Annotated in this window: 10 protein-coding genes; 1 reads left to right on the plus strand and 9 read right to left on the minus strand. The window is 73.8% G+C overall.

The genetic code is table 11. The features are described from left to right. Window positions 1-85: 85 nt before the first annotated feature. The 7 genes from era to MUU72_RS34290 all read right to left on the minus strand — a co-directional run bounded on the left by era (window position 86) and on the right by MUU72_RS34290 (window position 7320). Window positions 86-1033 (minus strand): GTPase Era, encoded by a 948-nt coding sequence (gene era, locus MUU72_RS34260; protein WP_372503297.1) that lies wholly within the window; start codon window positions 1031-1033, stop codon window positions 86-88. A gap of 97 nt (window positions 1034-1130) precedes the next feature. After that, window positions 1131-1493 carry a cytidine deaminase-like protein gene (locus MUU72_RS34265; protein ID WP_248017367.1) on the minus strand — a complete coding sequence of 121 codons (363 nt, stop codon included), beginning with the start codon at window positions 1491-1493 and terminating at the stop codon, window positions 1131-1133. A gap of 48 nt (window positions 1494-1541) precedes the next feature. Beyond that, window positions 1542-2441 (minus strand): helix-turn-helix transcriptional regulator, encoded by a 900-nt coding sequence (locus MUU72_RS34270; protein ID WP_248017368.1) that lies wholly within the window; start codon window positions 2439-2441, stop codon window positions 1542-1544. 540 nt (window positions 2442-2981) lie between these two features. Next, window positions 2982-4301, minus strand: a complete 1320-nt coding sequence (locus tag MUU72_RS34275; protein WP_248017369.1) for a hemolysin family protein — start codon at window positions 4299-4301, stop codon at window positions 2982-2984. An 11-nt stretch (window positions 4302-4312) separates the two neighbouring features. Next, on the minus strand, window positions 4313-4810 hold the full coding sequence (gene ybeY, locus MUU72_RS34280) for an rRNA maturation RNase YbeY (protein WP_248017370.1): 498 nt from the start codon (window positions 4808-4810) through the stop codon (window positions 4313-4315). 40 nt (window positions 4811-4850) lie between these two features. Further along, complete coding sequence (locus MUU72_RS34285) at window positions 4851-5852, minus strand: PhoH family protein (protein WP_248017371.1); 1002 nt, start codon at window positions 5850-5852, stop codon at window positions 4851-4853. A gap of 274 nt (window positions 5853-6126) precedes the next feature. After that, window positions 6127-7320 (minus strand): carbohydrate kinase family protein, encoded by a 1194-nt coding sequence (locus MUU72_RS34290; protein ID WP_248017372.1) that lies wholly within the window; start codon window positions 7318-7320, stop codon window positions 6127-6129. 68 nt (window positions 7321-7388) lie between these two features. Between MUU72_RS34290 and MUU72_RS34295 the strand changes: the two genes are divergently transcribed. Next, window positions 7389-8729, plus strand: a complete 1341-nt coding sequence (locus MUU72_RS34295) for a 6-phospho-beta-glucosidase (RefSeq protein WP_248017373.1) — start codon at window positions 7389-7391, stop codon at window positions 8727-8729. A 298-nt stretch (window positions 8730-9027) separates the two neighbouring features. On the opposite strand, the gene MUU72_RS34300 is transcribed toward MUU72_RS34295, so the two are convergent. Together MUU72_RS34300 and MUU72_RS34305 are read right to left on the minus strand one after the other, a co-directional pair. Then, complete coding sequence (locus MUU72_RS34300) at window positions 9028-9657, minus strand: MBL fold metallo-hydrolase (RefSeq protein WP_248017374.1); 630 nt, start codon at window positions 9655-9657, stop codon at window positions 9028-9030. Further along, complete coding sequence (locus MUU72_RS34305; RefSeq protein WP_248017375.1) at window positions 9657-10742, minus strand: S-(hydroxymethyl)mycothiol dehydrogenase; 1086 nt, start codon at window positions 10740-10742, stop codon at window positions 9657-9659. The genes MUU72_RS34300 and MUU72_RS34305 overlap by 1 nt, the downstream gene beginning before the upstream one ends. Between the last annotated feature and the right edge of the window lie 131 nt (window positions 10743-10873).

Consider the following 10873-nt stretch of genomic DNA (forward strand, 5'->3'; position numbering starts at 1 on the left):
AGCACCCCGCACGGCGGGAAACCCAACAACGTGCGCAGGCCCGCCGCAGGCACCCCGCACGGCGGGAAAGCCAAAAACGTGGGAATCAAAAACCAAGCTTGCGCAACTGCTTAGGATCCCGCTGCCAGTCCTTGGCGACCTTCACGTGGAGGTCGAGGAAGACCGGCGTCCCCAGCAGCGCCTCGATGTGCTTGCGGGACTTCGTCCCGACCTCCTTCAGCCGCTTGCCCTTGGGGCCGATGATGATCCCCTTCTGGCTGGGGCGCTCGATGTAGACGTTGGCGTGGATGTCGAGCAGCGGCTTGTCGGCGGGGCGGTCCTCGCGCGGGAGCATCTCCTCGACGACGACGGCGATGGAGTGCGGCAGCTCGTCGCGGACGCCCTCCAGCGCGGCCTCGCGGATCAGCTCGGCGACCATGACCTGCTCCGGCTCGTCGGTGAGGTCGCCCTCCGGGTAGAGGGCCGGGCCCTCGGGGAGGAGCGGGACGAGGAGGTCGGCGAGCAGCGAGACCTGGCTGTCGCCCACCGCGGAGACCGGGATGATCTCGGCCCATTCGATGCCGAGCTCCTTGCCGAGCCGGTCGATGGCGAGCAGCTGGGCGGCCAGCGTCTTGGAGTCGACCAGGTCGGTCTTGGTGACGATGGCGACCTTGGGGGTCTTCCGGATGTCGGCCAGTTCGCCGGCGATGTAGCGGTCGCCGGGGCCGAGCTTCTGGTCGGCGGGGAGGCAGAAGCCGATCACGTCGACCTCGGACCAGGTGGTGCGGACCACGTCGTTGAGCCGCTCACCGAGCAGGGTGCGCGGCTTGTGCAGGCCCGGGGTGTCGACCAGCACCAGCTGGGCGTCGGGGCGGTGCACGATGCCGCGCACGGTGTGGCGGGTGGTCTGCGGGCGGTTGGAGGTGATCGCGACCTTCGTGCCCACGAGAGCGTTCGTGAGGGTGGACTTCCCCGCGTTGGGGCGGCCGACGAAACAGGCGAAACCGGCACGGTGCGGGGCGGTGGACTCTGTGCGAACGCTCATGGCGCCCATTCTCCCCGATCCTCGCGGCCGGTCCGACCATCCGCCGCTGCCGGTCGCACCGGCGGGGCGCGCCGGGGTGCGGGCGCCCCGCCCGGTGGGGGTCCGGTCAGGCCGCCGGGCCAGCCGGGACGGTGGTGCGCAGGGTGCCGTCGGGGCCGGCCACCAGGACCGGGGTGTCCGGGCCGCCGAGGTCGCGGACGGCGGCCCGGTCGGCGTCGGCGGCCTGCGCGGCCTCGGTGACCACGGCCGCCGCCTCCAGGGACTGCGCGCCGCTGGCGACGGCCATCGCGACGGCCGTCTGGAGGGCGCTGAGCCGGAGGGATTCCAGCGCGACGGTGCCGGCGACGTAGGTGCGGCCGGTCTCGTCGCGGACGGCGGCGCCCTCGGGGACGCCGTTACGGGCCCGCGCCGAGCGCGCGAGCGTGATGATCTTGCGGTCTTCGGGGTCCAGCGGTGCGGCTTCGGTCATACGGGCGAGCATATGCCGGGCCGGCCCGGCGCGTACGGCGCGGGCCGCTCACCCGGCGACCGGGTACAACCCGCCGCGCCGCCCCTCCGGCGAGGTCAGCCACTCCAGCTTGGCGGCGGTGCCGGTCTCCGGGCGGGGGTTGTAGAGCATCACGCTGAGGTCCGGGCGGTCGGGGACCTGGAGCTGGGTGGTCTCGAAGAGCAGCGCCCCGACCCGCGGGTGCTCCATCTCCTTCAGCAGCTGCCCGCCGTCCTGTACGTCGCCGCGCGCCCACAGCGCGGCGAACTCCGCGCTGCGCGCGGCGGTTTCCGCGACCACCTCGGCGAAGCCCTCGTCGCCCGCGCGGGCCGAGCAGGCCGCGCGGTACTGGGCGACGAGCCGGGGCGCGTTCGCCTCCCAGCTGGTGGTGCGGGCGCGGTAGAAGGGGTCGGTGAAGAACGCGATCAGGCAGTTCGGGGAGGCGCCGGGCCGGCCGTGGCCGAGGACGATCCGCGCCGCCTCGTTGGAGGCGATGGTGTTCCAGTACGGGTCGGTGATGTGCGCCGGGGACGGCATCCAGGCGTCGATCAGCCTCTGGAGCCCGGCGCCCACGCCGCCGGATCCGGGCTCCCGGTCCTCGCCGTCCCGGCGCGGCGGCGGGTTCAGCCCGGCCAGCGCGTAGAGGTGGCGGCGCTCGGCGCCGGAGAGCCGCAGCACCCGGGCCACCGCGTCCAGCACCTGCGGCGAGACGGTGATGTCCCGCCCCTGCTCCAGCCACTGGTACCAGGAGGCGCCGACGCCGGCGAGCACCGCGACCTCCTCGCGGCGCAGCCCGGGGGTGCGGCGGCGGCCGCCGTCCGGCAGACCGGCCTCGGCCGGGGTGACCCGGGCCCGGCGGCTCCTCAGGAAGGCGCGCAGTTCCTGGCGGCGGCGGACCTCGGCATCGGCGGCTGCGGTGGTGGCGGCCATGTCTCCCCCTGTCGGCACGGCGGTGGGCACCACGATAAGGCGCCGGATCCGCGGCGGCCGTCCCCGCCGGCGGGAACGCACGAAGGCTGAAGAGTCCGGTTGCCCCGCTCCCCTGCGCCGGGGCACCCGGCTCTTCAGCCAACGTCGTTTCCGGGCCCGCGGTGCGATGAGACGGCAGCCGTGCGGTGCCCGGGTGCGCGATGTCCGCGGCCCGGCCGGGTGTCATCGCACGCGGCGGTCGTCACGTCACCGCCGGGCGGCGGAGGGGCGGCGGAACCGGGCCCGGGGTATCCGCCGCCCCCCTCGGGGACCGGCGCGGATATTCCCGCCCGCATTCCGTTCGTTTTCCCTCTGCCGCACGATGCCGGCGCCTTTCCGGCCCCGGCAAGAAGATCTTTCCATGGGCTTGACAAGAGAATCCAGAGCTGCTGGAAATGGCTTTGCGGTAATTTCCGGTGCACTGCGGATCAGTTGCCGGGCGGGCCGGAACGCGGGGGAATTCCCCGGGAAATGCCGCCCGCCGGGCCGGGCGGGCGGCGGTCAGCCGGCGGCGCCGTCACGCTCCGCGTCCGCCGCGCGGACCGGTTCGCAGAGCACCGTGACGATCTTGTTGCGGCGGCCGGCCGGCGCTTCGGCGATCAGCCGCAGCGCCTTCAGGTCCGGGTCCGAGGCGTCCTCGGAGAGATCGATCTCGGCGGTCGCCCCGGCGATCGGGACCCGGCCCAGCTGCTTGGCGAGCAGCCCGCCGACCGTCTCGACGTCCTCGTCGTCCAGCTCCGCCAGGCCGTACAGCTCGCCCAGCGCGCCGATGTCCAGGCGGGCGGTGACGCGGTAGCGGCCGCCGCCGAGGTCCTGCACCGGCGGGAGTTCCCGGTCGTACTCGTCGGTGATCTCGCCGACGATCTCCTCCAGGATGTCCTCGATGGTGACGATGCCGGCCGTGCCGCCGTACTCGTCGATCACCACCGCGACGTGGTTGCGGTCCCGCTGCATCTCGCGCAGCAGGTCGCCGGCGTTCTTGGTGTCCGGGACGAACACCGCCGGGCGCATCGCCGTCGACACCAGCTCGGTCTCCGCGTCCCGGCTGATGTGCACCTTGCGGGCCAGGTCCTTGAGGTAGACCACGCCCACGATGTCGTCCTCGTTCTCGCCGGTCACCGGGATCCGGGAGAAGCCGGAGCGCAGCGCCAGGGTCAGCGCCTGGCGGATGGTCTTGAAGCGCTCCACGGAGATCAGGTCGGTGCGCGGCACCATCACCTCGCGGACGAGGGTGTCGCCGAGCTGGAAGACCGAGTGCACCATCCGGCGCTCCTCGTCCTCGATCAGCGACTCCTTCTCCGCCAGGTCCACCAGCGACCGCAGTTCGGCCTCGGAGGCGAACGGCCCCTTGCGGAAGCCCTTGCCGGGGGTGAGGGCGTTGCCGAGCAGGATCAGCAGCTGCGGCACCGGGCCCATCACCCGGGCCAGCGGCAGCAGCACGTACGCGGCGGCGGTGGCGGTGTTCAGCGGGTGCTGGCGGCCGATGGTGCGCGGGGAGACCCCGACGGCGACGTAGGAGACCAGCACCATCACCGCGATGGCGACGGTCAGCGCCTGCCAGGTCGTGTCGAAGGAGCGCAGGCAGGCGTAGGTGACCAGGGCGCCGGCGGCCATCTCGCAGCCGACCCGCACCAGCAGCGCGACGTTGAGGTAGCGGGTGGGGTCGGCGGCGACCGCGGCGAGCTTGGCGCTGCCGCGGCGGCCGGAGCGGACCGCCTCCTCGGCCCGGAAGCTCGTCGTCCGGGTCAGGCCCGCCTCCGCGCAGGCGGCGAGCCAGGCGATCACGACGAGGAGCACCGCGACGGCGATCAGGGTGGTCATCGCGCGCTCCGTCAGGTCACGGTGGGGGCCGGCGAGGGGCCGGTCAGGCCCCGCTCGGCCCGCCAGCCGTCGACGATCGCGGCCTGGAGGCCGAACATCTCGGCCTTCTCGTCGGGCTCCTCGTGGTCGTAGCCGAGCAGGTGCAGCACGCCGTGGACGGTCAGCAGCTGGAGTTCCTCGTCCATGCTGTGCCCCGTCGGGGCGGCCTTGCCCTGCTGGGCGGCGACCTCCGGGCAGAGCACGATGTCACCGAGGAGCCCCTGCGGGGGCTCCTCGTCGTCCTTGGCCGGCGGGCGCAGCTCGTCCATCGGGAAGGACATGACATCGGTCGGGCCCGGGAGGTCCATCCACTGGAGGTGGAGCTGCTCCATGGCCTCGGCGTCCACGACGATGACGGACAGCTCGGACAGCGGGTGGATCCGCATCCGGGCCAGGGCATAGCGGGCGATGTCCAGGACCGCCTGCTCGTCGATGTCCGTACCGGACTCGTTGTTGACGTCGATCGACATGGGGTGGGTGGGTCTCGCTTCTCTGGTCGTGCGGCGCGGGCTACCGGCCGTTGCGGCTGTCGTACTTCTCGTAGGCGTCGACGATACGGCCGACGAGCTTGTGCCGGACCACGTCCCTGCTGGTCAGCTCGGCGAAGTGGACGTCGTCGACGCCGGTGAGGATGTCCCGGACCTGGCGCAGACCGCTCTTGGTGCCGCCCGGCAGGTCGATCTGGGTCACATCGCCGGTGATCACGATCTTGGAGTCGAATCCGAGCCGGGTGAGGAACATCTTCATCTGCTCGGGATTGGTGTTCTGCGCCTCGTCGAGAATGATGAACGCGTCGTTCAGCGTCCGGCCGCGCATGTACGCCAGCGGCGCCACCTCGATCGTCCCGGCGGCCATCAGGCGCGGGATGGAATCGGGGTCGAGCATGTCGTGCAGCGCGTCGTAGAGCGGGCGCAGATAGGGATCGATCTTCTCGTAGAGGGTGCCGGGCAGGAAGCCCAGGCGCTCGCCGGCCTCGACCGCGGGGCGGGTCAGGATGATGCGGTTGACCTGCTTGGCCTGGAGGGCCTGCACGGCCTTGGCCATGGCCAGGTAGGTCTTGCCGGTGCCGGCCGGGCCGATCCCGAAGACGATGGTGTGCTTGTCGATGGCGTCGACATAGCGCTTCTGGTTGAGGGTCTTGGGACGGATGGTGCGGCCGCGGTTGGAGAGGATGTTCTGGGTGAGCACCTCGGCCGGGGTCTCGGTCGCCCCCTCGCCGTTCTCCGCCGCGCGGAGCATGGCGATGGAACGTTCCACCGCGTCCTCCGTCATCGGTTGCCCGGTGCGGAGAACCAACATCATCTCGTCGAACAGGCGCTGGACGAGGGCGACCTCACGGGCGTCGCCGACCGCGCTGATCTCATTGCCCCGGACGTGGATGTCGGTGGCGGGAAAAGCGTCCTCGATCACACGCAGGAGCGAGTCTCCCGATCCCAGGACCGTCACCATCGGGTGCTTGGCCGGGACCGTGAACTGGGCGCTCGCCTGCGCTCGTGTGGGTGTCTGCGTCATGGGTAGGCCGGGTGGCCTGCTCAACCCCCATCCTTTGCTCATCACAGGTGCGGACCTGCAAGCGGCGGTGCCCGCACTGGCTCCTTGCGCTACCAGAGTACGACGGGGCACCGACAACCCGGCCGGGTTTTCCGGCCCGCCCCCGCTCCCCGGCCCCGGCCGCCCGGCACCGCCCCCGCCGGCCCGTCACGCTCGGCTCCGCGCCCCTCGCGGACGGTGGCGCCCCGCCCGCCGCCCACCCCCGGGCGGGCCCGGACCGGCGGGCGCCCGGCCCTCAGACCGGCGGCCGGAACCCGATCGTCGGGACCGCGCGGGCCAGCCGGGCGGACGCCGACGGCGCCGCGTCGTCCGGCACGGCCGGGAAGCCGGGACCCGCCCCGGGGCCCGCCAGGACCGCGTCCAGGAACCCGTACTGGCGGCGCAGCCCGTCCCCCGCCGCCGTGCCCAGGCTCCGCGCCCGGCACCACCACGCGGCGATCTCTCCCCAGCCCGGCGCCGACAGCGACCCGCCGAACTCCTGCACCGACAGCGCGGCGCTCAGCCCCGCGAACGCCAGCCGGTCCGCCAGCGGCCAGCCGGCCAGCGTGCCGGTGACGAACCCGGCGACGAACACGTCCCCGGCGCCGGTCGGGTCCAGCGCCTCCACCGCGATCGCCGGCACCTCGGCGGTCTCCCCCGTGCGCGCGTCCACCGCGTACGCGCCCTCCGCGCCGAGCGTGACGACGGCGAGCGGCACCAGGTCGGCGAGCTTGCGGGCGGCGGCCCGCGGGCAGTCGGTGCGGGTGTAGCGCATCGCCTCCCCGGCGTTGGGCAGGAACGCCTCGCAGTGCTCCAGGTCGGCGAGGTCGGCCGGGTCCCAGCGCCCGGTGTCGTCCCACCCGACGTCGGCGAAGATCCGGCTGCCGCGGCCGGCCGCGCAGCCCAGCCAGCCCTCCCGGCGGCCGGGCACCAGCGAGGCGACGCAGGCCCGGGTCGGCGGCGGGCAGCCGGGGGCGTGCTCCCCGTCGAAGGCGTGCTCGGGCGGCGGCGCCTCGTGGCCGTGCGAGACCATGGTGCGCTCGCCCTCGTAGGCCATCGAGACCGTCACCGGGGAGTGCCAGCCGGGGACCTTGCGGGAGAGCGCCAGGTCGATGCCCTCGCCCCGTTCGAGCGCCTCCCAGCAGTACTCGCCGTACATGTCGTCGCCGAACGCGGCGGCCAGGGACGTGCGCAGGCCCAGCCGGGCGAGGGCGGTGGCCATGTTGGCGACGCCGCCGGGGCTGGAGCCCATCCCGCGCGCCCAGGACTCCGTACCGCGGACCGGGGCGGAGTCCAGGCCGGTGAAGATGATGTCGAGGAAGACCGTGCCGGTGAGGTAGACGTCGGTGGGCGGATCGCCGCCGCGGCGCACCGCGGCCAGCGGATCGAGCCCCGGCGGCCCGGCGGCCGGCTCCGGGGGCGGTTGCACCTCGCGTCGGCCGTCGTTCACCGCGCTCGCCCCTTCTCGTACGCACCTCGTGCCGCCAGTGTGCCTGATGCTGCGGTACGTTCCGCCTCATGAGGCTCACCATTCTCGGCGGCGGCGGCTTCCGCGTACCGCTGGTCTACCGCGCCCTCCTGGACGACCCGGCCCGCTCCGTCTCCGAGCTGACGCTGTACGACACCGACCCGGCGCGGGTCGCGGTGGTCTCGGACGTCCTGGCCCGGCTGGCGGCGGGCCGCCCCGCACCGGTACCCGTACGGGTGGCGACGACCCTCGACGCGGCGCTGACGGGCGCCGACTTCGTGTTCTCCGCCATACGGGTCGGCGGCACCGCGGGCCGCGTCCGGGACGAGCGGATCCCGCTGTCCGAAGGCGTACTGGGCCAGGAGACGGTCGGCGCGGGCGGCATCCTCTACGGGCTGCGGACGATCCCGGTGGCGCTGGACATCGCCGAACGGGTCGCGGCGCTCTCCCCGGGCGCCTGGGTCATCAACTTCACCAACCCCGCCGGGATGGTCACCGAGGCGATGGCGCAGGTGCTGGGCGACCGCGTCATCGGGATCTGCGACTCGCCGGTGGGCCTGGTGCGCCGCGCGGCCCGGGCGGCCGGCGCGGACCCGGCGGCCCTGGCGGACCCGGCCCGCTCCGCCTACGACTACGTGGGCCTCAACCACCTCGGCTGGCTGCGCACGTTGACGCTGGACGGCACCGACGTGCTGCCGGGCCTGCTGGCCGACGAGGCGGCGCTGGGCTCCTTCGAGGAGGGCCGCCTGTTCGGCGCGGAGTGGCTGCGGGTCCTGGGGGCGCTGCCCAACGAGTACCTGCACTACTACTACTTCCGCCGGGAGACCCTGCACTCCGTACGGGACACCGCCCAGACCCGCGGGGAGTTCCTGGACCGGCAGCAGGGCGGGTTCTTCGAGCGGGCCGCGGCGGCCGGCTCCCCGGACGCGGTGTACGACCTGTGGGAGCGCACCCGGCTGGAGCGCGAGGAGACCTACATGGCGCACAGCCGGGAGGCGACCGGCGGCTGGCAGCGGGACAGCCACGATCTGGAGGGCGGCGGCTACGACCGGGTGGCGCTGGCGCTGATGCACGCGATCGCCGGGAACACCGGGCGGCGGCTGATCCTCAACGTCCGCAACGGCACGACGGTGCCGCAGCTGGCGCCGGACGCGATCGTGGAGACGGTGTGCGAGGTGACCTCCCGGGGGGCGCGCCCGCTGCCCTGCGCGCCGCTGCGGGAGGACCAGTTGGGCCTGATGCTCCAGGTGAAGGCCGTCGAACGGGCCACCGTGGACGCCGCCCTCTTCAAGGACCGCGACGCCGCGCTGCGCGCCCTGGCCCTGCACCCCCTCGTCGACTCCGCGGCCGCCGCGGCCCGCATCCTCCACCGCGCGGCCGAGGAGGGCTGACGATCGGGGTATGGGGGGTGGGGGTGAACTCCCTTGTGGCGGCTGGGGGTTGGCGCCTGTTGGGGGGAGCCCGAGGCCCGTTGGGGGGCGGCCACCGGGGCCCGTTGGGGGGCGGCCGGAGGCCCGCCTGAGGGGCGGCCGAGGGGCCCGCCTGGGGGCGGGCTCGCCCGGGGCCTTGCGGCGCGTCGCGGGAATACCCGCCCCCCACGCCACGTTGAGGCCCCGCAGGGGGCGCGTGCGTCCCCTACGGGATCCGTTCGCCCACCCCCTAAGGCCCCCGCGCCCCCTTCCCCACCCCTCAGTGCCCCCTGGCCACCCACTCCGCCAGGTGCGGGGCCTCCGCGCCGATCGTCGTCGGCTCGCCGTGGCCGGTCCGTACGACGGTGTCCGGCGGCAGGGTGAGCAGCCGGTCGCGGATCGAGTCGATGATCGTCGGGAAGTCGGAGAACGACCGGCCGGTGGCGCCCGGCCCGCCCCGGAAGAGGGTGTCCCCGGTGAACACGGTGTTCAGGTCCGGCGCGTGGAGGCAGACCGCGCCGGGCGCGTGCCCCGGGGTGTGCAGCACGGTCAGGTCGATCCCGGCGATGGTCAGCACCTGGCCGTCCCGCAGCTCCGCGTCGGGCGCGGTGTCCGGGTGGGTCTGCCTCCACAGCGGCAGGTCGTCGGCGTGCAGCAGGATCCGCGCGCCGGTGCGGGCGGCCAGCGCCGGGGCGGCGTCGATGTGGTCGTTGTGCGCGTGGGTGCAGACGATCGCCCGCAGGGTGCGCCCGTCGAGGGCGCGGAGGATGGCGTCGGCGTCGTGGGCGGCGTCGATGACGACGGCCTCCGCGCCATCCCCGACGATCCAGACGTTGTTGTCCACGTCCCACTCGCCGCCGTCCAGGGAGAACGTCCCGGAGGTGACGAGGTGGTCGATCCGGGCGGCCATCACAGCACCACCACCGAACGCAGCACGTCACCGGCGTGCATCCGGTCGAAGGCGCGCTCGACCTCGTCGATGCCGATGGTCTCGGTGACGAACCCGCCGAGGTCGATCCGGCCCTGCTGGTGCAGGTCGATCAGCATCGGGAAGTCCCGGGACGGCAGGCAGTCGCCGTACCAGGAGGACTTCAGGGCGCCGCCGCGGCCGAAGACGTCCAGCAGGGGAAGTTCCAGGGTCATCTCGGGGGTGGGGACGCCCACCAGGACGACGGTGCCGGCCAGGTCGCGGGCGTAGAACGCCTGGCGGTAGGTCTCCGGGCGGCCGACCGCGTCGATGACGACGTCCGCGCCGAAGCCGCCGGTGAGGTCGCGGATCGCCTCGACGGGGTCGGTGGTGCGGGAGTTGACCGTGTGGGTGGCGCCCATGGTGCGGGCCGTCTCCAGCTTCCGGTCGTCGATGTCCACGGCGATGATCTTCGCCGCGCCGGCCAGCCGGGCGCCGACCACCGCCGCGTCGCCGACCCCGCCGCAGCCGATGACCGCGACCGCGTCGCCGCGGCCGACCCCGCCGGTGTTGATCGCGGCGCCGATTCCGGCCATCACACCGCAGCCCAGCAGGCCCGCGACGGCCGGGGAGACCGCCGGATCGACCTTGGTGCACTGCCCGGCGGCGACCAGCGTCTTGTCGGCGAACGCGCCGATGCCCAGCGCCGGGGTCAGCTCGGTGCCGTCCGTGAGCGTCATCTTCTGCCGGGCGTTGTGGGTGTTGAAGCAGTACTGGGGCCGCCCGCGCAGACAGGCCCGGCAGGCGCCGCACACCGCCCGCCAGTTGAGGATGACGAAGTCCCCGGGGGCGACGTCGGTGACGCCCGCGCCGACCGACTCCACCACGCCGGACGCCTCGTGGCCCAGCAGGAACGGGAAGTCGTCGTTGATCCCGCCCTGCTTGTAGTGCAGGTCGGTGTGGCACACGCCGCACGCCTGGATTTTCACCACGGCCTCGCCGGGCCCGGGATCGGGCACCACGATGGTCTCCACCCGGACCGCTTCGTTCTTCCCCGGCGCCACGACGCCGCGCACTTCCTGTGCCATCGGTACCGCCCCTCTTCGAAGATCGCGTAGGGGACCACTCTGGCGCACCGCCACCGGGTCGTGCCACACCGCGCGCCGCCCGTCGCCCGTCGCCCGTCGCCCGTCGCCCGTCGCCCGTCGCCCGTCGCCCG

Source organism: Streptomyces rhizoryzae, from assembly GCF_023155275.1.
Lineage (GTDB): Bacteria > Actinomycetota > Actinomycetes > Streptomycetales > Streptomycetaceae > Streptomyces > Streptomyces rhizoryzae.

Coding starts and splice junctions, on each gene's coding strand:
- era (WP_372503297.1), bottom strand. CDS start 1,033: ATGGGCGCCATGAGCGTTCGCACAGAGTCCACCGCCCCGCACCGTGCC.
- MUU72_RS34265 (WP_248017367.1), bottom strand. CDS start 1,493: ATGACCGAAGCCGCACCGCTGGACCCCGAAGACCGCAAGATCATCACG.
- MUU72_RS34270 (WP_248017368.1), bottom strand. CDS start 2,441: ATGGCCGCCACCACCGCAGCCGCCGATGCCGAGGTCCGCCGCCGCCAG.
- MUU72_RS34275 (WP_248017369.1), bottom strand. CDS start 4,301: ATGACCACCCTGATCGCCGTCGCGGTGCTCCTCGTCGTGATCGCCTGG.
- ybeY (WP_248017370.1), bottom strand. CDS start 4,810: ATGTCGATCGACGTCAACAACGAGTCCGGTACGGACATCGACGAGCAG.
- MUU72_RS34285 (WP_248017371.1), bottom strand. CDS start 5,852: ATGACGCAGACACCCACACGAGCGCAGGCGAGCGCCCAGTTCACGGTC.
- MUU72_RS34295 (WP_248017373.1), top strand. CDS start 7,389: ATGAGGCTCACCATTCTCGGCGGCGGCGGCTTCCGCGTACCGCTGGTC.
- MUU72_RS34300 (WP_248017374.1), bottom strand. CDS start 9,657: ATGGCCGCCCGGATCGACCACCTCGTCACCTCCGGGACGTTCTCCCTG.
- MUU72_RS34305 (WP_248017375.1), bottom strand. CDS start 10,742: ATGGCACAGGAAGTGCGCGGCGTCGTGGCGCCGGGGAAGAACGAAGCG.